The organism is Acidovorax delafieldii 2AN (assembly GCF_000175235.1).
Taxonomy (GTDB): Bacteria; Pseudomonadota; Gammaproteobacteria; order Burkholderiales; family Burkholderiaceae_C; genus Acidovorax; species Acidovorax delafieldii_B.
Genome location: NZ_ACQT01000001.1, coordinates 47632 through 69726 on the forward strand (window position 1 = coordinate 47632; position 22095 = coordinate 69726).

Genomic DNA, 22095 nt, shown 5'->3' on the forward strand with positions numbered 1-22095 from the left:
GAAGGCAGCGCATGGCCGATTCGATACTCCAGGCAATTTTCAGCGGCCTGGCCTTGGGCAGCATTTACGCGCTCGTGGCCGTGGGCTTCAACATCACGTTCAACACGACCAAGACCTTGAACTTCGGGCAGGGCGAATTCCTGGTGGCCGGGGCCTTCGTCGCAGTGTCAGTGTTGTTGCTTCTAGTGGGTAAGCAGATGACCGATGCGCTTCTACCTGCAGATGTGACATTGGCACGCTACCTGCTCAGCCTGGTGGCGACCATGGCGGTGTTGGCACTTCTGGGCGTCGTGCTGTACTACGCCGCGGTGCGGCCCTTCGTCGGACAAGGTGGGATGGCGTGGGTGATGAGCACCATTGGCTTTGGCATCATCATCCAGAACACTGCGCTGGCGATCTGGGGACCGTCCCCGTTGGTCATGCCGTCACCCCTGGGCAATGACGTGATTCGTATCGGCGGCGCAGGCGTGCTGCCGCAGGAGGTGCTGGTGCTCGTTGCAAGTCTGGCCGTGCTGTTGACGCTGGACTGGGTGATGCGCCGCACGCGACTGGGCAAGGCCGTGCGCGCCGTGGCGCAAAGCGGCAATGCCGCTACGCTGATGGGCATCAATGTGAATGCCATCGTCGTGCTGGCTTTCGTCGTCAGTTCCAGCCTTGCCGGGCTGGCGGGGCTGTTGATCGCACCCATCACCACTGCCTCGGTCTTCATGGGCATGACGCTGGCACTCAAGGCATTCTCGTCGGCCATCCTGGGTGGGCTCACTAGTCCCCGCGGCTGCATGCTGGGCGGAATACTGCTCGGTGTAATCGAGGCGTTGGTTGGTCTGTGGCATGCGGAGCTGCGCGAGATCAGCATGTTCCTGCTCATCATCGTCGTACTCGTGGTGCGCCCGCAGGGGCTGTTGGGCCAGCGCATTGTGGAGAAGGTATGACGGGCGAGCGGAAGCACTACATAGGGTTGACCCTTTTCGTCGCACTGGCGGCGGTGGTACCGCTGTCCACGGACAACGATTTCTATCTGCGGGTGCTGTTCCTCATTGGGGTCAACTACATCGCCGCCGCCGGCATGAACGTGCTGGTGGGTTACACCGGACAGAAGTCGCTGGGCCATGCGGGACTGTTCGCGGTAGGCGCATACACGACGGCGCTGCTGACCACGCGCTGGGGGTGGAACCCCTGGCCTGCCTTTGCCGCAGCGGGCGTGATGGCCGGGCTGTTCGGCATCGTTATCGCGCTGCCAGCTCTGCGGGTCAAGGGGCCAGCCCTGGCCATGGTCACCATCGGTTTCGGCATCGTGGTGGAGAAGATCGTCTCGGAATGGCAGGACGTGTTCGCCGGCCAGCAAGGTATTTACGGCGTGCTGCCGTTGTCGCTGGGCGGTGCCATGTTCAGCTCCAAGCACTGGGTGTGGTTCGTGCTGCTGCTGGGTGTGACTCTGCACGTCATGCTGCGCCTGCTGCTGCGCGGGCGGTTCGGGCGGGCCTTCATGGCGGTCAACACGGCAGAGGTGGCGGCCGAGAGCGTGGGCATCAGCGTTTACCGTTTCAAAGTATTGGCCTTTGTGATCAGCGCCGTGACCTGCGGTTTGGCTGGTGCGCTGATTGCGCAGCAGAACCAGTACATTAACTCCGACTTCATCACCTTCAACCTGTCGGTCTTCATCTTGCTGATGGTGCTGTTCGGTGGGCCATCGATCTACGGTCCCCTGCTGGGTGCAGTCGTACTGACATTGCTGGATGCGTTCCTGTCGCGCTGGCCGAGTGTCCAGCACTTTACCTACGGCGCATTGCTGCTGTTTGCTCTCTACGCCATGCCTGATGGGTTGGCGGGGTTCTTGAGGAAGATATCCCGCAAATGGGCACCCAGTCTGCTGTCGCCTGAGCCACTGCCTGGACAACTCGCTCCCTGGCGCCCGCGAGGGCAAGGTAATGGCGAAGAGATGCTGCTGGAGGCTGAAGGGCTATACAAGGCCTATGGCGGTGTGGTGCCCACGAATAATGTGGACATTCGTATCCGCGCCGGCCATGTGCATTCCCTGATTGGGCCCAACGGAGCCGGGAAGACCACCCTGCTGAATATTCTGTCGGGTATCGTGCCGCCCGATCGCGGCAAAATCCGATTCGGGGGGGGTGACGTCACGGGCTTGCCACCCCACCGCATTGCGCGTGCGGGCCTGGGCCGAACATTCCAGAATCTCAAGCTGTTCACTGGCATGTCGGTGCTCGACAACGTCAAGCTCGGCCTGCACGCGAACATTCCCACGGGCTTCTTCGGCAGCCTGGTGGGCAGCGGTGGTCAGGCTGAAAAGGCTGCCCGCGACGAGGCGCTGCAGATCTTGGATGCGCTGGGCCTGCGTGACAAGGCGCAGGAGATCGCCGGCAGCCTGCCCTACGGTGTACAGCGCCGCCTGGAACTAGCACGCGCGCTGGCGACACACCCTCGCTTGCTATTGCTGGACGAGCCCGCTGCCGGCCTGAATCCGCAGGAGACGCAGGAGCTGGTGCAGGTGATCCTGCGCATCCGCGACATGGGCATCACCGTGCTGCTGATCGAACACCACATGGACTTGGTGATGGCCGTTTCCGACCACGTCATCGTGCTGGACTATGGGCAGAAGATTGCCGAGGGAACGCCCGAACAGGTGCAGAACGATCCGCGAGTGATTGCGGCCTATCTGGGGGCAGAGGACACCATGGAACAAGAGGATGAAGAAGGTGGTGTCTATGTCCCATGAGCTGCTGCGAATTGAAGATCTGCATGTTTACTACGGTGCCGTGCAGGCGCTCAAGGGCGTCTCTCTGCATGTGCAGGCGGGCGAGGTAGTCACCATCATCGGCGGCAATGGGGCGGGCAAGACCACGCTCATGCGCTGCATCTCTGGATTGGAGCCAGCAGCAGGCGGCCGCGTGCTGTTTCAGGGCAAAGACCTCGCAGGCATCCCTGGTCACAAGCGTGTGGCACTAGGCATTGCGCAGTCTCCCGAAGGTCGGCAGGTGTTTGCCGATCAAACTGTGCGCGACAACCTCGTGCTAGGCGCTTATCACCGCCGCGCCAGCGCCGCGGAGATCGAAGCGGACATCCAGGCCCAGTTCGAGCGCTTTCCTCGCCTGGGTGAGCGCCAGCAGCAAATGGCGGGAACGATGTCGGGGGGCGAGCAGCAAATGCTGGCAATTGCGCGCGCCCTGATGGCCCGTCCCCAGTTGTTGTTGCTGGACGAACCCTCGTTGGGCTTGGCACCTCTGATCGTGAAAGAGATCTTTGACACCATCCGCAGCCTGCGCACCCAGGGCGTCACCATCTTGCTGGTGGAGCAGATGGCCAACCAGGCGCTGGCCGTGGCAGACCGGGGATACGTGCTGGAGACCGGGTGCATCACCCTTCAGGGACCGGGCGCAGCACTGCGCCGCGACCCCAAGGTCCGTGCCGCCTACCTGGGAGGACACTGAAAAATGCCAAGCAACACCCCCGGTGGCCACGTCGCCCATCACTGACATGCGTTACCCAGAGAGCTTCGATTACGTGGTGGTCGGTGGCGGAACGGCCGGTGCCATCGTGGCCAGCCGGCTGGCGGAAGACCCTTCCGTTACGGTATGCCTTCTGGAAGCTGGGCCACCGGATCGTCACCCCTTCCTGCATATGCCGGCCGGGTTCATTAAGATGCTGTTCAACCCCGGCTACACCTGGACGTTCAGTTCCGAGCCGCACGAGCGCACGCTGGGCCGCCGCATCCCGCTGCCCCAGGGCCGCACACTGGGCGGCTCCAGCGCGATCAACGGTCTGATCTACAACCGGGGGCAGGTCCAGGACTATGACGGTTGGGCCGCGCTCGGCAACCTGGGGTGGACATTCGCCGATGTGCTGCCCTACTTCCAGCGCAGCGAGCGCTGGTTGGGGCAAAGCGGTAGCCCGCTGCGTGGCCGCAACGGGGCCGTGGCGGTCACGCCGATCGACTGGTCCCATCCCATATGCGAGGCATTCTTGGAGGGCGCAGCCGAATTGGGGCTGCCCCGCAATCCCGACTACAACGCCGAAGCCCAAGCGGGGGTGGGCTACTTCCAGCGCACCATCCACCGTGGCTGGCGCGTGAGCACCGCGCGTGCCTACCTGCGCGCACAGGGGCGTCGCCCGAATCTCATCGTGCGCACCCATGCCCAGGCCACGCGCATCCTCTTTGAAGGGCGCCGTGCAACGGGGGTGGAGTACATGGCCGACCAGCAGGCGGGCCGCAGCACCGTCGGCGCGCGCAGCGAGGTGGTGGTGTGCGCAGGAGCCATCAATACGCCCAAGCTGCTGCAGCTCTCGGGGATCGGCCCTGGGGCCTCTTTGCAGGCCTTAGGCCTGCCTGTGTTACAGCCTAGTGATGGCGTGGGCGCCCACCTGAAGGACCATTTCTCGGTGCGCGTGGTGGCCCGCGTGCGTCAAGGTTCGGCAACCACCATCAATGAGCTGGCGCGCGCACCGCGCCTCTGGGGGCAAGCAGCGCGCTGGCTGACGGGTCAGCCCAATATCCTGGCGCTAAGTCCATCGCTCGTGCATTTCTTCTGGAACTCTGGCGTTGGCACAGGCGAGCGGCCCGATCTGCAGGGCGTGTTCACGCCCGCGAGCTACCGCGAGGGCTATGTAGGGCAGCTCGATACTTACCCCGGCATGACCTGTGGGGTCTGGGCCCACCGGCCTCGCAGCGAAGGCGAGGTGCGCCTGAGCAGCCCGGACCCGCTCGCGGCACCACTGGTGTACCCGAACTATCTCGAGCACGAGGATGATGTACGCGTGCTCACGCAAGGGGTGCGGCTCGCCCGCCGGCTGCTGCAAACCCAGGCCCTGGCCCCGTTCTACGAAACGGAGGCGATGCCAGGCCCCGGCGCCCAGGACGACAACGCCATCCTGGAGTTCATTCGGCGCTTTGGCGTCTCGTCCTACCACCTGTGCGGCACGGCACGCATGGGTCCATCGGCTGACACAGGAGCGGTTGTGGATGCCCAATTATGCGTGCACGGTCTGCAAGGGTTGAGGGTGGCCGACTCTTCGGTCATGCCCGCCATTCCATCCGCCAACATCTGCGCTGCCACCATGATGATCGGCGAGCGGGCCGCGGACCTGATCCGTGGCCGCTCGGCCCAGGCGCAGCCACACCATCCGCAATGAGGAACCTCGAATGATCGAGCTGCCCGAAGAGGCCACCATCGGCTCCATCCTGGCACAGGCTGCCTCCACGTACCCTGAGCGCCCGCTGCTGGCAGCCCCTCCCAACCCTGGCCGCAGCTATGACCCGTGTGGGCGATCGCTGAGCTACGCCGAAGTGCATGCCGCCGTTCAGTCGCTCATGAGCCGTTACCGCGAGGCCGGTTACGGCATGGGGCACCGCGTTGCACTGCTGCTGGAGAACCGGCTGGAGCACATGCTGCACAAGCTGGCGCTGAACGCCTTGGGCATCTGCTGCGTCCCCGTCAATCCAGACTACCGGCCCCGCGAACTGGCATACCTCATTGACCATTCCCGCGTTGACCTTGCCGTGGTGCTGGCCGCGCGCCGGGCCGATTGGGATGCAGCCTCCCGCGAGGCCGCATGGCGACCACCGTGCACGGTGTTCGAGGAATTCGCTGCAACCTTGGCTCCCGCCTGCATGCCGGCTACAGCATGGGAGCCCGTGAGCGACACCCCTGCGAGCATCCTTTACACCTCTGGCACCACTGGCCGGCCCAAAGGCTGCGTCCTCTCCCACCGCTACGAGTTGGCCGCAGGCGTCTACTACGCGACGCGCGGCGGGTTGGTGGACTTTCGCCCCGAAGGGGAGCGCATCTACAACCCGCTGCCCCTCTTCCATGTCAACTCGTCCATCCTGTCGTTCTATGCCGCGCTGCTTACCGGCAGTTGCCAGATCCAGACCGACCGTTTCCAACCGACGCGCTGGTGGTCCGAGGTGCGTGCCACGCAGGCCACGGTTGTGCACTACCTCGGCGTGATAGTGCAGATGCTGTGTGCGCAGTCCCCCACCCCGGACGACCGCAACCACTGCGTACGCTTCGGCATGGGCGCGGGAGTAGAACCTCAACTGCACCAGGTGTTCGAGGAGCGTTTCGGGTTTCCGCTGCTGGAGCTGTGGGGTATGACCGAAAACGTCCGCATCCTGGTAGACAACGTGCCGCCACGGCAGGTAGGCACGCGGGCTTTCGGCCGTGCTACGCCAGGGATAGAGGTGCGTGTCGTGGACGATACTGATCGAGACTTGCCCGACGGAACGGCGGGCGAAATGCTCATCCGCCACTCCGCAGCAACGCCGCGCAAGGATTTCTTCTCGGGTTACCTCGACGACGAGGCCGCCACCGAGGCCGCCTGGCGGGGCGGGTGGTTCCATACAGGCGATGTGGTGGTGCGCGATGCCTCCGGCATGCTGCATTTCGTCGAGCGGCGCAAGAACATCATCCGCCGCTCGGGGGAGAACATCGCCGCCGCAGAAGTGGAGGCTTGGCTGTTGACGCATCCCGCGGTGGAAATGACCGCCGTCTTAGCCGTGCCGGACGAGGTGCGCGAAGAAGAGGTGCTAGCCTGCATCGTGCTCAAGCCGGACGTTGCGTCCAACCTAAGCGAGCCTGGAGCGGAAGCGGCGTTGCTGCGCTCCCTGTTCGACCACTGCAGCGCGGGCTTGGCCTACTTCAAGGCACCCGGATGGATGTGGTTCACTGCGCAGATACCGACGACGGGCACCCAAAAGATTCAAAAGCACGCCATCTTCGGGAGCAATGGCGATCCGCGCAGCATGACGGGCATGCACGACTTGCGTGCATGGAAGAAGCGCGCAAGCGGCACTGCGGCCGCGCCGGGCATCCGCCACCCCTGAATCCCGCAGGCCCGCACCATGCTTTGCGCGCCATCCTGCCCACGGCCCTGTAGCCCCGCGGCAACTGCACGAGGCTCAGCGCCGCAGTTGGTCGAAGGCCTGGCGAAACCGCGGGTCCAGAACAGCATGGGGATTGCAACGCGACCAGGGCGAAGGCACCTGGCTGTTTACGCTGAAGATGTTGCCAGGCGCCATCACGATGTTCTTGGCCAGCATGGTCTGGGCCAGCGCTTGCGCATCGGGGAATTCGGGCCAGCGTGCCCAGATGAAAAGGGAGTGCTGCGGGCGCACGAACACCCGGGCCCCCATGGTGTCGAGCAGGTCATAGGCCTGTTGCGTGGCTTCGGCCAGCTTTTCACGCAGTTGCTCCAGATGCCGCGCGTGGTGGCGCTCCGCCAGCAGGGTGTCCACCGTGCGCTCGGCGTACTCAGAGCTGCTGACACCCGTGAGGATCTTGAGGTTGGCCAGGTCGTTGGCCAGATCCGGGCTGCAGGCCACGAAGCCAACGCGCAATGCGGCCGAGAGGGACTTAGAGAAACTACCCACGTAGAGCGTGCGCTCCAACTGGTCCAAGGCCGAGAGGCGCGGCGCCTTAGCACTGCGGAAATCGCTGAGCGCATCGTTTTCCACAAGCAGCAGGTTGTGCTGTTCGGCAAGACGCAGCATCGCCTTTGCCTTGGCGCGCGACAGGTCCGAGCCGGTAGGGTTGTGGGCCAGCGACTGCGTGAAGAAGACGCGTGGCCGCAGCGCCTTGAGCAAGCGTTCCAGCGCCTGCAGGTCGGGACCGTCCGTCAGCCGTGGAACCCCCACGGTTCGCGCGCCAACGAGGTGAAGCTTGCCCAGCAGTGGGTAGTAGCCTGGGTCGTCAATCAGCACCACCGCGCCAGGTGGAACGAAGTAGCGCACGATCAGGTCCATCGCCTCGTTGGCCCCGTGGGTAAGCACTATCTGCTGCGGACTGGCGTCCAAACCCAAATGGGCCAGATGTCGCACCAGGCGGTGGCGCAGCGGCGCATAGCCCAAGCGGTCTCCGTAGCGAAACAGCGTTCCCAAGCCACCACGTGCCACTTTGTGGTGGATACGGTCCAACCGGGCGCCGGCCAACCACTCCGAGGGGGGAAAGGCATCACCCACGGTCAATTGTCCCGGCTCGTTGCGCAGCTGCATGCGCATGAGCCAGACGATGTCCATGGCGCGATGCAGCGAACTGTTGTCTTCTGCCGCACCTCCCGCCGCCAGACCCTCCTTGACAAAAAAACCCGAGCCGCGCCGCGGTTCAACAAGGCCGCGCGATACCAGCAGCTCGAACGCAGAGATCACCGTGTTCTTGCCGTAGCTGCGCAGCGCTGCGATCTCGCGCAGAGATGGGAGCTTTTCGCCTGCTTTGTATACGCCCTCGTGGATCTGCCGCTCGAGCGATTCGGCCAACGCGGCAAACAGCGGAGGCGAGGTAGAGACCGTTGCACGAACCTTCATGCGCAAGAACTGTACCTGCGATTTCCCTGTCTTCGCTGGCATTCCCTTCACCAACGCACTTTTTACACGCCATGAACCCCATCGACTCCCGCTTGCCCCAATTCCGCTCCCTGACGCCGCAGCAGCGTCTTCAGCACATCGTTGCCGCTGCTGGATTAAATCCCGACGAGGCAGCCTTGCTAAACAACAGCGGAGCCTTGGATCGCCAACTTGCGGACGGGATGATCGAAAACGTCATAGGAACCTTCGAGCTACCCTTGGGCGTCGCGGGGTACTTCAAGCTAAATGGCCGGGATATGCTCATTCCCATGGCGGTGGAAGAGCCCTCTGTTGTGGCGGCCGCGTCGTTCATGGCTAAGCTCGTACGCGAGTGTGGAGGCTTCGAGACATCCAGTACTCCGCCATTGATGCGTGCGCAGGTCCAGGTCCTGGGCCTCACGGATCCGCATGGTGCCCGCCAGACGCTCTTGCGCCGCAGCCGTGAGATCATCGACCTCGCCAACCAGCGCGACAAAGTGCTCATTGGCCTGGGCGGTGGGTGCCGCGACATTGAGGTGCATGTGCTGGAGGACACGCGGCGCGGCCCCATGGTGGTTATGCACCTGATCGTGGATGTCCGCGATGCCATGGGAGCAAACACCGTCAACACGATGGCGGAGTCCGTTTCGCCGCTCGTCGAGGAAATCACCGGCGGCCAGGTGCGACTGCGCATCTTGTCCAACCTCGCGGATTTACGTCTGTCCCGCGCCCGCGTGGCCCTGTCTCCGCAAGTGCTCACTACAGCTGAGTACGAAGGTCAGGACGTCATCGAACGGATCCTGGATGCCTACGAGTTCGCCGCCGTGGATCCCTATCGCGCCGCTACCCACAATAAGGGGATCATGAACGGCATCGACCCCGTGATCGTCGCCACAGGCAATGACTGGCGGGCCGTCGAGGCTGGCGCCCATGCTTGGGCCTGCCGAAAGGGACATTACGGATCGCTCACCCGCTGGGAAAAAGACGCGCGCGGCTGGCTCGTGGGGAGCCTGGAGATGCCCATGCCTGTGGGACTGGTCGGCGGAGCCACGAAGACCCATCCCCTGTCGCGGATAGCTCTGAAGATCATGGGAGTACAGACCGCGCAGGAGCTTGGCGAGGCGGCCGTGGCCGTGGGATTGGCCCAGAACCTCGCCGCCCTGCGCGCCCTGGCCACTGAGGGCATTCAGCGAGGGCATATGGCGTTACACGCACGCAATATAGCCATCATGTCGGGTGCGACTGGATCAGAAATTGATCGAGTCGCACGGGCGATGGGGCAAGAAAAAGATGTGCGTGTGGATCGGGCTCACGCGTTGCTCAAAGATTTACGCGGGCATTTCTCTGACGAGTGACCAAGCCCCGTTCCCACGTACACCAAGTTAGGGCTGAACAAGTCCTTCGCGTGCCGCGCATCCCTGTTTTGGGTGGTCTCCGGCGTTGCAAACGCTCGCAATAGCGGTGGCTATTGCTTCGCTTTGCGCCTTGCAACCCACCCCAAACCAGGGCGCGCGCCATCGCGGGGACTTATTCAGCGTCGCCTCAGAGCGGCTAACAATACGGTGCGAGATGGCGAATGCAGATGACGCAGCAAGCAAGAGAAAGCAATGCGAGGGGCGGTGCGGTGGGCTTGTCAGATGCCAAAGCCTGTTCCTCCCTTGAGCTTCACGTTGCCAAATTATCTTCAGTACGTTTTGACGGCCAGCCGCATGCTGTCGGCGATCTTCTTGGCTCGGGCTACTTCATCGCTCGCCTCGAGACTCTGCAACTGCTCGCGTAGAAAAGCGAGGCGTTCTTGTGCTTTGAGGGCCACATTCTCCGGAGTTCTTCCACGTCGGCGACCGCGGGCGGGGGCTGCAGGCGTAGATGCCCAGTTGTGAAACAAGCCTAACTCATGGAGGTCCAATTCCAGCGAGTTCACCACCTCCGCTATTTCGGTCGAGGATTGCGCGTTGTGACTCATGGCGGTGTACAGCTTTCGGAAGGTGGCGTTAAGCTCTTTCAGTAGATTGGCACGCGCGTCCACAGGCTGATCCAACGTCCGCAGAAATGACTTGAGCGACTGGCGGCGGTACTTGACCTGGATGCCCAGGGCGGAGCTGTACGCACACAGTCCCTCAAAATCGATGCCAGCGTTGTCTAAAGTACTGCGGAACTGCTCCAATACTTCAACCAATGAATCCTCTGGGCGAAGGTCCGCCTTGTTTAGCACAACGTAGAGCTGTCGCCCATCGCTCTGCTGTTCCAGAAGGAAGTCCAAATCGGCAGCTGGAATCTCGCCATTACTGTCTGCACCAATCAGCCAGATCAGTGCCTGTGCCTGTGAGATGAACTCTCGTGCCTTGCTCAGATCATCGCTTGTATGCGCCCCCTCTGACTGAGCAGCGTCGTAACCGGGCAGATCGATGAAGGTGAGATGCTTCAACCCCCTCAGTGGTGTTTCGATGGCCACAAACGGCAAAATCTCGCGAAGGTTGAAGCCGAACCCATGCACAAACGCATGGGAGAGCCGGCTGTAGAAATCTGGGGCAATGTCGATCACGCCACCTTTGTAGGTATGACCGCGGATCGCGCTGCCGGCGCCAGACACCACATAGGTGGGAATGGATGTGACCGGCTCGATGCCGACGGGCAGACTGACCTGCCGATCCTCGATGAAGCTCGTGATGAAAGACGACTTGCCGCTGCTGAAGCCGCCAGCCACAGCCACAACGGTCTTGCCATGCAAGGCAGGGGAGCTTCCAAGCAAATCCAGCTTGTCCGCCACGCCCTGTAGCCTGAACAGCACCTCGGCCGTGACAGCGCTGGACACCTCGGCTCCACTCAGGAGTGCGCGGACGTCCTGCTCCAACAGCCGGCGGAATTCGTGTACTCCTGCGTTCTGTGCTGGCTCGACCGAGAGGATTTGCGCTACAAACGCCGCACGGTCCGCCAATTCATCGTGGGGCACGGGCTCCCAGGAGCGCAATTCTTGATCCCAGCCCTCCATGTCTTTGTCCGTTTGGTTCATTTCAACCTTTGTTGAAGATAGTCCATTCCTTCTTGTCGCATCTGTGCGAGCAAACGACGTGCCGCTGCCTGATCGACACCGCCCGACAAGCCACTTTGCAGTTGACTCAGCCGCTCGTTTGCGTCCTTTTGAAGGCACGCCAAGCGAGCGCTGTCTTCTGATTGCGTTTCTGTGTGGCTTTTGACCTCCGCCACGCCGGAGACAGGATTGACATAGGCTTCCAGTTCGGCTTCTTGATCGTTCCTTGGCTTGTCCTCAGTTGGGAGATGACTGAGCAATTCCTGGAAGTCCAAGCGCAACGAATGAAGCGTGTCTGCCATTGAGGCCCGCTTGGAACAGGTGCTTTCAACCGCCAATTCAAGCTGATCCATCAACTCATCAAACTGCCGGAGAACACGGGCCACCGGCTTGCCGGGCCGATCCCATCGCTCCAGGGTTTCGAACAGACTTTGCTGCTGAAACTGCAGCTCTTCCCCCAGTTCGGAGCTGTAAGCACTGAGGCCGACATACTGAATCTGCGCCTGCTTCAGTAAGACGTGCAGTTGTTCAAGCACCTCGGTCACCTGTTCGGGTGCTCGCAAATCTGCCTTGTTCAATACCACGTGAAGTGGTCGCTCGCCCGTGGAGAGCTTGTCCAGGAGCGCCAAATCCGTGTCTGGCAAAGTGCCATTGCTGTCTAGGCCGACTACCCAGACGATGGCATCCGCCCCCTCAATGAAGTCCGTTGCGGTGAGCCCATCGGTTGCGGTGCAGGCACCTTCTGAAGCGGCGGCGTCATAGCCCGGTAGATCAACGAACGCAAGATGGTTCAAGCCGCGCAGCGTGGTCTCGACCGTCACGTACGGCAAGATGTCTCGCAGGTTGAAGCCCAGCGAATGCACGAAATCGTGGGACAAGCCCTTGTAAAGCTCGCCCGAAATCGAAATTTCGCCTCCTCGGTACGTGTGGCCGCGGATGTCCCCGCTGTTCCCAGCCATCACGTAGGTCGGGATGGAGGTGACTGGTTGAATGCCGATGGGAAGCTCGACAGCTCGATCTTGGATGAAGCTCGTGATGAACGACGACTTGCCACTGCTGAAGCCGCCCGCCACAGCTACCACGAACTTGTCTCGCAACTGCGGCGTGTCTTCGAGCACTGCGACGGCCGCCTCAAGCTCTCTGGCCCGCCCAAGGGCACGCGCCACCTCCTCGGCCGGCAAATGAGACTCACCAAGGGCGGGAGCAAGGCGCGTTCCCAGCCAGTCCAAAAACGATGGCAAGGAAGTTACGTGATCGGCCAGATTGCTCCGCGGGTCATGATCGAGGTGGCAGGCGTCGGTCGCCCTGGGTGGAGCACTGAGTATCCAGCGCACCAACTCTTCTCGCTCTAGTAGCGCAGAAATCTTGGTGACAAGGGGCGCGTCTTCGCCAGTCGCATGCTCGGGCGTAAGTCCAAGCAGGCCTGCCATGACATGGAACTGCTGCATTACAGCCTGGTGCGCTGAAACCAGCCTATCGTGCCGGCCGATCAAGGTCTCATGGTGTAGAGACAGTGCCTTGTTCTCCTGGAACAAGCTTTCTCGATTCGCTGTTTCCTGTTGCAGCCATTCCTGATGCTGACGGAGATCGAGCAGGAGTTTTTGGTGAGCTTCACGCAGATTCGCCAGCGCGGCCTGCTGTACCTTGCTTTCATCGATGGCTTCGCACAATTGGCGCTGGCTTTCGGATGCGTTGTGCTCTAGAGCGGCATGTGCAATCAGCAGGGACCGATGCTTGGCTTGCTGCTGTTCCAGCGCGCTGCCTTGCTGGGCATGCATCTGCGTCAGTACTTGGTGTCGCGCCTCCAGTTCAGAATGAGCCGTCTGCAGGGTTGCGAGGTTTCGCACGGTGGCGCCGAGCTCATCGCACAGGGCCTGGGCATCGCCCTGCACGGCGGCGTGCGCGGCCGTCAGGGCGGCATGAGCGTCGGTACGCGCCCGCAACCGCTCACCCAGCTCGCCATGATCGGCTTGCAGCTGAAGCAAAGCGGCCTTGTGGCGTTCAAGGTCAACAGTCAGTGCTGCCTGCTCTTGGACGAGCCGCGCGGTCTGCTGGTCGGTGGCGCGGATCCCCTGCCGCGCCTCGTGTACCCATTTTCTGCGGCGCAGCACCCAGAATCGGCCCAATTGCTCCAGCGCGGGCAGCAGTTGCCGTTCCAAGGTGTCAGGCGCCATGTTGAAGTTCTTTGAGATCAGCCATGAGCGCGTCGTAGCGCTTCAGGGTGGCGGTCCTTTCCTTGATATGCGACTTCAGGGACTGGATCTGCTCTTCATAGTGACCGAACAGCGCAGCGCCCACATCCACATCCTTAAGTCTATTTTCGTAGGCCAATGCGAGGTTCCGGCCGGAAAGGCTGGCGGCCTTCTGGAGTTCGAGGAGATAGTTCTGGGCTGCTTGATCAAAGCATTCCGCCGCGGACCCCTTCAAGGTGCCGCTGCGCGTCAGATCATCGGGCAGCGCCGGCAGCTGCGGGTCGTCAAAGCTGCGTAGCTCGCCAATGGCGGTCAGACAGGCCTGCTCCAAGGCGATGCCGTCGATGTCTCGGTCTGCCAGCACCTGTGTTTCACGTAAGCGGCCCATTACGGAGCGCACCAGTGATTGGCGCAGTTTGGTCCGCTGCACTGTGACTGCCTCCTGCTGTGCACGTTCTAGGTTCAGATGGAGGCTCTCCAAGGCGTTCCGCACGGTGCCGGCCTTGATCGTCTGGACGGTTTGGGTTCGGGTTTCCTGGCCGCCGCCCCACAAATTGCGAGCGATCCAGGCCCCTACGCCGTCAGAGTCAACAGTATAGGATTCCACCCCCGTGCCACGCGCACCCTCGGCAGCTCGGCGGGCCTTGCCGAAGACCGCATCGGCCGCCGCCGCCAAGGCGGCTTCCAGGGCGGCCGTGCTGTCGTCCGCAGCGTTCTGAACGGCTAGGTTGACGACGCTGGTTCCTCGCGTTTTCGCTGATTGCAGGGCCTTCAATTGGTCTTCCAGCCCCTCTCCCGTGGCTGCCTCCGCCGTGGCGCGGTTGTGGCCCAGAATCTCCAAGGAATTGGTCAGGCTTTGGGCGAGAACCTGTCCTCGGTCTTGGACAAAGTCCTGGACCGACGAGGCCTGGATCGATTCCTTTCGTTCCCGAACGTGTTCCAGGAGACCCCTCGTCTTGGCTATGCCTGCCAAGGACGTCAGGTGTTCACGCGACGCTTCAGGTGTACCAAAGGCCGCAGGGTAGAGCTTGCCCAGCATTTGCTGAATGTGACGTGTATTGGTGTCCCACTCGCCTTTCGGCTGCACCAACAGCGCATGGGACACGCTGGAGGTCACTACCAGGCGGTCCTGCAAGCCAGAAAGCAACTGCGCCACGCCGGGATTACTTCCTCGCTGAGCGGCGAGGATTTGCCGGGCCTGCTTGGTCAAGATTTGCTGCACATCCGCAAGAGCTTCTGGCAATTGCCCACCAAACTTGCGTTGCACGCTGCCGAACAGCTGGTTGTCCACTTGGCTGGCAACCAGAAATACTTCCCGGACGCCTTCTTTCTTGCCGAGTCGATCCATCAGCTCTAGGTCTTGTGCATTCAGGAACTGGCCTGCGGGGCTGACGACAAACACGGCGTCGCAACGATGCAACTCGCGGTAAGTCCGTGTTTCCCTCGATGGAATCGGGTCATTGATCCCCGGGGTGTCCACCACCTCCAAATCCTTCAGACCTGGCAAGGGCAGGTACAGCCGCAGGCAATTGGTGAACGGAGTGAACCGACCGTTGGCACCGACATAGTCGGCTAGGCGTTCGCGCAGTGCTTCGATAGAGTCGGCCTCTAGTTGAATCGTCTCGCCGTGGCCCCACTGGACAGGCATGCCGCCCGCTTGCAGGATGCGGTCATGCATGTCCTTGGCGGCGCCGAGCAGTGGATCCTGGTCCAGTTCCCGGCGAACAGCCTGTTGAAGGCGTTCCGGGTCCATCGGCGGCGCGGGGCGTCCTCCGAATGTGGGCGGGCGCGCATTCTGCTGGGCTAGCCGGGCTTCGAGACGGGCCTTCAGTTCCCGCTCGTACTCGGCCGCCAGCCGGGCCATCTCCGCGAGATCTTTTTGCTCGAATGGCTCGACTTCTGCTCGCGGCAACTCGCCGTAGGCCAACACCGTCAGTGATGCCGTCATCGGTGTTGCGGCCTTGGGTAGAACGTCCTTTCCGTCAAAGAGCAGTGCATTCAGCAACGAAGACTTGCCGGCCTTGACTCGGCCAATGATGCCCACGCGCAGTTGGCGGCCTTCACGGGCTTTTTCCGCGATGGCAGATTGAAGCGCGTCGGCGTTCAGCCAGTTGCTCTCCTGTATCTTGCCGCGAAGGCCTCGGGTCAGATCAGGGTGCTGGTCCAGCACTTCATCGAACCGCGACAAGCGGTCCATCAATCGAGCTACTTGCTTGTCCAGTGTTTTGCTTGTGATCATGGAAAGCTTCATTGCGTGAGTCAGAGCACCTGATGTGCACGGGCCAGCGCCTGTACTTCGGTGCGCAGCGCCAAAACTGCCGCATGCATCCCATCCTTGTTGGCCGCTTGCATGTGCTTCTTTGCCTGCTGCAAAACATTCTGCTGTGCTTGCAGTTGTTGTTCGAATGCATCGGCCACAGCTGCAACGGCCTGATCGTTGGCGTTCGCCAGGAACGTGGCGACTTCGGGACGAAGGCCCCGGAGTACATCAGGGATCAGTTCTTCGCGGATGGCCTTTTTGGCCTGTTCGAGCCTTTGCCCCTCTCCGACCTGGCCAAGCAAGTGCTCCAGCAGCGATGGGAGAATCAGCGCAGCGATTTTCAAAATCGGATGCGGGAGCATCTTGCCTACTACCGCCGCACCGCCCAACCAACGAGCCGCCATGCCGAGAGTCTTTCCTGAGCTGCTTCCAAGTGAGGACAACAGCAACGGCAACAGATCTTCCTGCAAACCCTTCAACACGGTGCCGGCCCAACCTTCAGTAATCTGAATTTCGCTGCGCAGGCCGCTCGCATATGCTTGCGTAAATTGACTTACCACCTCTGCGGAAAGATGATCAGTGGCCTGCTTGAGTTCCAAAATGAGGCTGGCCCGGATTTCGTCGGAGACCACTCGTCCGAGTTCGTCCTGACTTCGCAGTGCCGCGCGAGCCATGTCGTCGACGGCCAGGTGCAAGGCATTGGAAACGCCCAGTAGCACATCGTCCACAGCACTGGCCAGATCCGCAGATCGGGCGGCACTTAATTGGGCATTGCGCTGCGTCTCAAGCTCGCGAAGGGCATCTTCCAATTCCGATACAGTCCTTTCATTCTCGGCGTGGTCCCGCTTGAGGGCATCCATGGCTGTCTGCAAAACTGCTTCCAACGTCTGATAGAACTGCTGCAGCGGTGCACGGAAGAGGTTGCTCACCAATTTGTCGGGGTGAATGGTTGACAACATCGCCTGGACCGAACTGACGTCCTGTTGACTTACTATGCAGACGGCGGGCTCCAGCCCCACTTCAGACAATTGCTCCCCAATGTAGGTCCGTATCGCCTCGACTTCTTGCTGGGGCCGCAGATCAGCCTTGTTGACGCAGACGGAGAACGTTCGACCAATCGTCACGACCTCTTCGATACGACGCATTGACTGGGTATGCAATGCCCCTTCCTCGACGCTCACCACGAAAAGGTAGTGGGCTCCCTGGCCGATGTAGTGGGCGATGGCCCGGTTGTGGACATCCAGCGGCGAATTAAAGCCCGGCATGTCCACCAGGACCAGGGGTTGCAGTGCCTTGAGCGCCGGGCGCTCGGCATACAACCTCACCAGTTCAATTTCTTGTGCGCGAGACGGCAGGCTTGGCAGCGCCCCCAAAGGGAATTCTTGGGTTTGACCATCCAAAAACACCACTTCCAGACGCTCCCGGTTGTCATACCGAAGCTCTGTCGGCATAGCGGTTTCGGGGGTGATGGCTACGGGCAGCAATTCCGCGCCCACCAAGGCGTTGAGCAGCGAGGACTTGCCTGCGCTGAACGCACCGACGACTGGAACCAGCAACTCGCACTGCCGGATGGCAGACTGCAAACCAGCTATCTCCGGCAGAACGCGGCCTGCTTCTCCGAGCAGGATCGGCAAATCGTTCCCGGCTTTCTTCAGCACGCGCTCGATGGCGGCCAGAAAGTCCAAGTAGTTCTGTTGTGCTTTCGTCATGTTGGATCCCTTCTCCTTTAAATAAAGCTTGTTACGGGTCGGCCGCACCGACCGCATTCGAAAAAATTGAGTACGGAGTCCAGAGGCGCCGACACCCGTTGACCTCTCTCTTGCCGGCTTGTCTCTCCCCACCGGGCACTAGCTATGTTGGGCTCGTCACGGTGCACTGGGGCGACGATGGTCCGCGCATGTGAGTGGGTCCTGAGCCGGATGACGAAGATTCGTTCGAAGCTCGGTTTTCATATTTTTATCTTTCTTTGTTGCAATTTTTTACCATAGTCGTACCGCCTCGACGGCTGTGCGAACTTCACTGGAGGGGTTGTGTGTCGCCGAAGGCCGTCACATCTGATGGCAGTGCTGTGGGTTTCTGGCCAGTTCATGGCCTGACGACTTTCCCGTTTTCCGTCACCTGCCCATTCGAGAACGTGTACACCACCTTCGTCATCGCGGCCTTCTTCTGCGCAGCCGGCGGCTCGAACGGTCCCAGGAAGGCGGTCATTGCGACCGTGATATGGGCGTGGTCGAGGCTGGGATAGATGATGTCCGAGCACGTACCGAATTCCGGTGTGGCGCTCGACCCATTGGGCGCGACAGTCACGAAGCGGAACAGGGCGGGACAGGCCGTGCCACCGTTGTTCTGCAGCAGCACCACGTCATTGCGGCCGATTTCGTAGTGGGCGACGATGCGCAGGCTGCTGTTGCCTTCAACACCCGGCAGCACGCGCTGGCCCTTGAGCAGCAGTGAGTTGTTGTCCTCGTCGACGCTCAGGATGCCATGGCGGGTCTTGACGGATTTTTCGTAGCCGAAGGTGACGGTCTCCATGCCCGCGTCCCGGGCCTGGGTGACTTCGAACCAGCCGGACGGGCGATCCTCGAAGTTCAATGCTGAGCTGTCGGTCATCACGCGTGTGACGGCGCGGCCGACCTTGCAGAACATGCCGGGCAGGCAGGTTCCCAGAATGGCTTTGCCGGCGGCTGACTGGTTCTTGAAGGCGTGGCCAATGAGGTCGCCCGACTCAGGGCTGACGCCGAATAGCGCAGAGTAGGTGGGGCCTTTTTCCAACACGCCTTCGATGGGCTCGGCGAAGGTGGGGGCAATGGTCCAGACGGCCAAGAGGAGGATAGTGGCGGTTTTTTTCATAAGGGATTCCAGGCTAGTTGCATGCGCTGCGCGGACTTTCCGGAAGCGCGGGGGGGGGGGCAGGTGCGTGAATGGAGGAGGTGGGGCTTTACTAGAGGAAGACGAAGGGACCGTCGATCTTTGCGGCCTTGCGCTCCACCTCGGCGTCCGGCAGGACGATGTAGCGGATGCCTTCAGCCAGAGCGGAGATGCAGGGAATCCAGATCCAGCACAGCACTTGGTTAACGATGCCCCAGCCCCAGGCGCCTGTGTGGAACTTGTGGATGCCGATGCCGCCCTGCAGCAGGGCCAGCACGCTGGCGGTGACTTTGCTCTTCTCGGAGGCACCAGTGGGCGGGGGCGCTGCCTTGCGTCGTGCTGCAGGGGGTGCGGGCCACGGCGGTGGCGTGGATGGCCTAGCCGTAGTCTCGGCAAAAAAGCGTAGTCTGTGGTGGTTATGGGAGTTCTCATCGGGGTGTTGCGGATCAGACTTGTGTGCCGATAGCTCCGAGCAGGCCGAGGGCTCCCAGCACTAGGGCTGCGATGGCCAGGCCTTGCCCGTGCGGCTGGTGCGCCAGGCCCACTCCGCCCAGCACCAGGGCGGCGAAGGCGAACAGGACGGCGCCGGCCAATTGATCGCGGTCCCAGGATTGGCTGTCGAATAGCGCGAGGGCGGGGATGAGGCCGCATACCAACCCGGACACGGGCAGCCACAGGCTGCCCTCCCGGACGGTGGCTGGGGTCCGCTGGACGGCACCGCACTGGGGGCAGCTAACGGCGGTTTCATGGATCTGATGGCCGCAGCCTCGGCAGAAAGTCATGGGTGGTTCTCCTCAGGTTGATGGACAAAGCTCCGCCCGTCCCGCGCATGGCGCAGGTTGTTCAGGTGGTCATCGGGCGCGGGTTGTTAGTTGGGCAGGGCAATGCCCAGGTAGTCCTTGAGCTGGTTCTCCAGCTCATCCTGCAGCCCCTCCGGGCTGATAACGCGGATATGGGGGATCCACTGCCGCACAATGGGAAGGATCTGGTTGGGGTGGGCGATGATGCCGGACACGATCAGGCCGCCATCCTCCAGTTTCTTCTCGATGTTCTGGCCGCTGATGAGCTTGCGTTGTTGGAAGTAGCTCGCGGCGGGTCTAGCAACTTTGAGCACGACCTCTGTTTTCTGCGTCTTCAGCCAGACGCTGTCCTCGTTGGCAATCTGCTGGAGAACTGCCGGATCGGGCGTGAAGGTGTCGGCCAGAACCAGCAAGCGCTCAATCCGACTCACGGCGTAGGACTTGGGTTTGCCTGCATCGGTAGCCGCCAGGTACCAGATGCCGTCCTGATTGACCAGCTTGTAGGGACGGATGTCATCGACCAGTTTGGCTGCGGTGCTGTCGGGCTTGCGGTATTCGAAGCTGACGACTCGGTGCTGCTGTGCCGCCTGCTTGAGCTGGTTGAACTCCGATTCCTTGTTATGCAGGTCTTCGTAGTTGTGTCCGCGGATCAGCAGGGCGCTTTGCAGCCGGGTGTCTAGGATGTCTCTCAGAAAGCCGGTAGACAGCCTCGGGTGCAAGCCCTGCAGGCCGGCCAGGCTGGCGAAGCGCTGCACGTCATGGAGGGTAAGAGTGCCCAGGCGTGAGCGATCAATGGTGTAGCGCCCGTCCTTTTTTACCAGGTCCAGGAAAGCAAAACGCTGGTTCAGATCGCGCTGGATGGTGCGAAGGTTGACGCCGAACTCCTCCACCAGAGCGTGAGGGTCAAGTGCTTCACCCTCGTTGAGGCGGCGCAGTATCTCGGTCAGCCGGTAGGCGATGGTGTCTCGTGGGTCAGATGGGGTGGGCATGGCGGGGTGTTTCGGAACGTCGGAATTCAGGAAGGCGATATGTGAGCGATCGTAAGATCTCGCCCTGACAAACCATGTCGCGTGAACCTTCGCCTGGACTTCATCGCGGCGTGGGCTGCTCAACGAGTTCGGCATCGTGCTACCGGACGGTCATGCGGCACTGCTTAAAGCGTTGTCCGGCGTCATGCGCGAATACTGGTTCTGGTGGCGCAGCGATACTCCGCCGAGCGACGGCTCTCCACACAGCAAGCGGTGGCCGCGCAGATCCGCGACCGCCTCTGGACCGGGCTCGGTCATTCCCCAGCCGAGACACCTGTGCCCGAACTCAGCGTGTGTCTGAGTGAAGCACGGTCCCAGATTACGCAGGCCGATCAGGTGTATGGACAACGCAAGACCCTGGAGCAGCAGATCCGCGAAGGGCAACGCAGCCTTCCCAGGCTGCAGGAGGCAGTTCAGTCGGCGCAGGATGACGAGGACGCCTGGATGAATTCTTGGCTGGTGGCAGTGCAATCAGCAGGATACGCTGCTGATGTACCTGTCGATCAGGTGGAAGCCAAGATGACAGTGATGCAGGACTTGGAGCGTCTGCTCGAGAGCATCCGCAGTATCCGCAGTGAGCGGATTGAAACGATGCAGGTCGATCTCGATGGCTTGGCTGCGAGCGCGAGCAGCTTGGCGGTGCGGGGGGCGCCGGACCTAGCCGCCCAGTCGCCGGAGGACATTGCCCTGGAACTTGCCCGGCGCCTGGAGGTCGCGCAAAGGGTCGACGTCGCATTCGCCGATTTGCAAGCCCGACTTCAGCGCAACCAGGCGGACCTCGCGCGAGCCCAGCACGGCCGGCAGGCTGTGCTGGCCCGACTGACGCCGTGGATGACAGCCACAGGTACGGTACGCACAAGGCAGCGTTTGATGCGCTGGATGGCACCGATCGGGCAGCCCGCGCCGAGGCACAGCGGCAAGAGGCGATCGCCGCCATGACTGATTCGGCAGAGCGCTACCTGCAACTTCAAACGGCTGCGCAACTGCTCAAGTGGTCGATCGAGAAATTCCGCCAGACCAAGCAGGGCCCCATGCTTTCTAAAGCCTCGGCCATTTTCAAGGTGCTGACGACTGACTCGTTCAGCCGGTTGGTGATGGATTCAGACGAAGCGACACCTCGATTGTTCGGCGTCCGCCCCACTGGAGAAACAGTGGATGTGACCGGAATGAGTGAAGGGTCGCGCGACCAACTCTATCTCGCGCTGCGTCTGGCCGCGCTGGAGCTGCAGGTGGAGCAGGGGTTGCGCATGCCACTCATTGCCGACGACCTGTTTATCAATTTTGATGATCGCCGCACTGCTGCGGGACTGAAGGTGCTGGGCGACTTGTCGCGCAGCATGCAGGTCGTGTTTCTAACCCACCACGATCACCTCGTGCCGCTGGCCAAGGAAGTTCTTGGGATGGACTTGAACGTAGTCCACCTATAGGTCTGACCGCCTGGTGCGGAGCCGCATGCCAGGTGGTGGTGTGGCAGGGGCTCGGCTAACTACCGCCCTCTATTCCGATCAATGCGTGGCTGTTTTCACTCTTCAAAAATAGAGACAGCGTGGAAATCAAATAGCACCGCAGCTCACGTCAAATCTCTAT

General features: G+C 61.7%; 16 protein-coding genes and 1 pseudogene. 8 read left to right on the forward strand and 9 right to left on the reverse strand.

The genetic code is table 11. The annotated features are described in order from the left end of the window. Positions 1 to 11: 11 nt before the first annotated feature. Genes ACDELDRAFT_RS00155 through ACDELDRAFT_RS00175 form a run of 5 tightly spaced genes read left to right on the forward strand, consistent with a single transcriptional unit; the run spans position 12 to position 6838 of the window. Positions 12 to 932 (forward strand): branched-chain amino acid ABC transporter permease, encoded by a 921-nt coding sequence (locus ACDELDRAFT_RS00155; protein WP_005792665.1) that lies wholly within the window; start codon positions 12 to 14, stop codon positions 930 to 932. Next, a complete protein-coding gene (locus ACDELDRAFT_RS00160; RefSeq protein ID WP_005792666.1) occupies positions 929 to 2734 on the forward strand; it encodes a branched-chain amino acid ABC transporter ATP-binding protein/permease in 1806 nt (601 codons plus the stop codon). Before ACDELDRAFT_RS00155 ends, ACDELDRAFT_RS00160 begins: the two co-directional genes overlap by 4 nt. Then, on the forward strand, positions 2724 to 3446 hold the full coding sequence (locus tag ACDELDRAFT_RS00165; RefSeq protein WP_040327579.1) for an ABC transporter ATP-binding protein: 723 nt from the start codon (positions 2724 to 2726) through the stop codon (positions 3444 to 3446). Before ACDELDRAFT_RS00160 ends, ACDELDRAFT_RS00165 begins: the two co-directional genes overlap by 11 nt. 46 nt (positions 3447 to 3492) lie before the next feature. Next, entirely contained in the window at positions 3493 to 5145 is a 1653-nt protein-coding gene (locus ACDELDRAFT_RS00170; RefSeq protein WP_005792668.1) for a GMC family oxidoreductase, read from the forward strand. 10 nt (positions 5146 to 5155) lie between these two features. Further along, entirely contained in the window at positions 5156 to 6838 is a 1683-nt protein-coding gene (locus ACDELDRAFT_RS00175; protein WP_005792669.1) for an AMP-binding protein, read from the forward strand. Between the two features lie 75 nt (positions 6839 to 6913). Here ACDELDRAFT_RS00175 and ACDELDRAFT_RS00180 read toward each other — a convergent pair whose 3' ends face one another. Then, the gene (locus ACDELDRAFT_RS00180; protein ID WP_005792670.1) at positions 6914 to 8314 is read right to left on the reverse strand and encodes an aminotransferase-like domain-containing protein; all 1401 of its coding nucleotides are present in this window, start codon (positions 8312 to 8314) and stop codon (positions 6914 to 6916) included. 71 nt (positions 8315 to 8385) lie between these two features. On the opposite strand from ACDELDRAFT_RS00180, the gene ACDELDRAFT_RS00185 reads away from it, so the two are divergent. Next, positions 8386 to 9687: a hydroxymethylglutaryl-CoA reductase, degradative gene (locus ACDELDRAFT_RS00185; RefSeq protein ID WP_005792671.1), complete on the forward strand. Its 1302-nt coding sequence runs from the start codon at positions 8386 to 8388 to the stop codon at positions 9685 to 9687. Between the two features lie 329 nt (positions 9688 to 10016). Here ACDELDRAFT_RS00185 and ACDELDRAFT_RS00190 read toward each other — a convergent pair whose 3' ends face one another. The 8 genes and pseudogenes from ACDELDRAFT_RS00190 to ACDELDRAFT_RS00230 form a co-directional block, all read right to left on the reverse strand. Next, positions 10017 to 11342 carry a dynamin family protein gene (locus ACDELDRAFT_RS00190; protein WP_005792672.1) on the reverse strand — a complete coding sequence of 442 codons (1326 nt, stop codon included), beginning with the start codon at positions 11340 to 11342 and terminating at the stop codon, positions 10017 to 10019. Continuing rightward, positions 11339 to 13534, reverse strand: a complete 2196-nt coding sequence (locus ACDELDRAFT_RS00195; protein WP_005792673.1) for a dynamin family protein — start codon at positions 13532 to 13534, stop codon at positions 11339 to 11341. Before ACDELDRAFT_RS00195 ends, ACDELDRAFT_RS00190 begins: the two co-directional genes overlap by 4 nt. Next, positions 13524 to 15791, reverse strand: coding sequence for a dynamin family protein (locus tag ACDELDRAFT_RS00205; protein ID WP_040327582.1), 2268 nt, complete (start codon positions 15789 to 15791; stop codon positions 13524 to 13526). The genes ACDELDRAFT_RS00195 and ACDELDRAFT_RS00205 overlap by 11 nt, the downstream gene beginning before the upstream one ends. Positions 15792 to 15811: 20 nt before the next feature. Next, the gene (locus ACDELDRAFT_RS00210; protein WP_040327551.1) at positions 15812 to 17521 is read right to left on the reverse strand and encodes a dynamin family protein; all 1710 of its coding nucleotides are present in this window, start codon (positions 17519 to 17521) and stop codon (positions 15812 to 15814) included. 376 nt (positions 17522 to 17897) lie between these two features. Beyond that, complete coding sequence (locus ACDELDRAFT_RS00215; protein WP_005792676.1) at positions 17898 to 18662, reverse strand: hypothetical protein; 765 nt, start codon at positions 18660 to 18662, stop codon at positions 17898 to 17900. A gap of 91 nt (positions 18663 to 18753) precedes the next feature. Continuing rightward, positions 18754 to 18969 (reverse strand): annotated as a pseudogene (locus ACDELDRAFT_RS00220) (TM2 domain-containing protein); the annotation flags it as partial. Between the two features lie 157 nt (positions 18970 to 19126). Continuing rightward, positions 19127 to 19462, reverse strand: a complete 336-nt coding sequence (locus tag ACDELDRAFT_RS25285; RefSeq protein ID WP_005792678.1) for a zinc ribbon domain-containing protein — start codon at positions 19460 to 19462, stop codon at positions 19127 to 19129. An 86-nt stretch (positions 19463 to 19548) separates the two neighbouring features. Next, on the reverse strand, positions 19549 to 20469 hold the full coding sequence (locus tag ACDELDRAFT_RS00230) for a helix-turn-helix transcriptional regulator (RefSeq protein WP_005792679.1): 921 nt from the start codon (positions 20467 to 20469) through the stop codon (positions 19549 to 19551). 315 nt (positions 20470 to 20784) lie between these two features. On the opposite strand from ACDELDRAFT_RS00230, the gene ACDELDRAFT_RS00235 reads away from it, so the two are divergent. Continuing rightward, positions 20785 to 21447 (forward strand): hypothetical protein, encoded by a 663-nt coding sequence (locus tag ACDELDRAFT_RS00235; protein ID WP_198403184.1) that lies wholly within the window; start codon positions 20785 to 20787, stop codon positions 21445 to 21447. Next, positions 21444 to 21935, forward strand: coding sequence for an ATP-binding protein (locus tag ACDELDRAFT_RS00240; protein ID WP_005792681.1), 492 nt, complete (start codon positions 21444 to 21446; stop codon positions 21933 to 21935). The genes ACDELDRAFT_RS00235 and ACDELDRAFT_RS00240 overlap by 4 nt, the downstream gene beginning before the upstream one ends. The last annotated feature ends 160 nt before the right edge of the window (positions 21936 to 22095 follow it).

Excerpts from the sequence above, each read along its gene's own strand:
- ACDELDRAFT_RS00155 (WP_005792665.1), top strand. The coding sequence starts at position 12 with ATGGCCGATTCGATACTCCAGGCAATTTTCAGCGGCCTGGCCTTGGGC.
- ACDELDRAFT_RS00160 (WP_005792666.1), top strand. The coding sequence starts at position 929 with ATGACGGGCGAGCGGAAGCACTACATAGGGTTGACCCTTTTCGTCGCA.
- ACDELDRAFT_RS00165 (WP_040327579.1), top strand. The coding sequence starts at position 2,724 with ATGTCCCATGAGCTGCTGCGAATTGAAGATCTGCATGTTTACTACGGT.
- ACDELDRAFT_RS00170 (WP_005792668.1), top strand. The coding sequence starts at position 3,493 with ATGCGTTACCCAGAGAGCTTCGATTACGTGGTGGTCGGTGGCGGAACG.
- ACDELDRAFT_RS00175 (WP_005792669.1), top strand. The coding sequence starts at position 5,156 with ATGATCGAGCTGCCCGAAGAGGCCACCATCGGCTCCATCCTGGCACAG.
- ACDELDRAFT_RS00180 (WP_005792670.1), bottom strand. The coding sequence starts at position 8,314 with ATGAAGGTTCGTGCAACGGTCTCTACCTCGCCTCCGCTGTTTGCCGCG.
- ACDELDRAFT_RS00185 (WP_005792671.1), top strand. The coding sequence starts at position 8,386 with ATGAACCCCATCGACTCCCGCTTGCCCCAATTCCGCTCCCTGACGCCG.
- ACDELDRAFT_RS00190 (WP_005792672.1), bottom strand. The coding sequence starts at position 11,342 with ATGAACCAAACGGACAAAGACATGGAGGGCTGGGATCAAGAATTGCGC.
- ACDELDRAFT_RS00195 (WP_005792673.1), bottom strand. The coding sequence starts at position 13,534 with ATGGCGCCTGACACCTTGGAACGGCAACTGCTGCCCGCGCTGGAGCAA.
- ACDELDRAFT_RS00205 (WP_040327582.1), bottom strand. The coding sequence starts at position 15,791 with ATGATCACAAGCAAAACACTGGACAAGCAAGTAGCTCGATTGATGGAC.
- ACDELDRAFT_RS00210 (WP_040327551.1), bottom strand. The coding sequence starts at position 17,521 with ATGACGAAAGCACAACAGAACTACTTGGACTTTCTGGCCGCCATCGAG.
- ACDELDRAFT_RS00215 (WP_005792676.1), bottom strand. The coding sequence starts at position 18,662 with ATGAAAAAAACCGCCACTATCCTCCTCTTGGCCGTCTGGACCATTGCC.
- ACDELDRAFT_RS25285 (WP_005792678.1), bottom strand. The coding sequence starts at position 19,462 with ATGACTTTCTGCCGAGGCTGCGGCCATCAGATCCATGAAACCGCCGTT.
- ACDELDRAFT_RS00230 (WP_005792679.1), bottom strand. The coding sequence starts at position 20,469 with ATGCCCACCCCATCTGACCCACGAGACACCATCGCCTACCGGCTGACC.
- ACDELDRAFT_RS00240 (WP_005792681.1), top strand. The coding sequence starts at position 21,444 with ATGACTGATTCGGCAGAGCGCTACCTGCAACTTCAAACGGCTGCGCAA.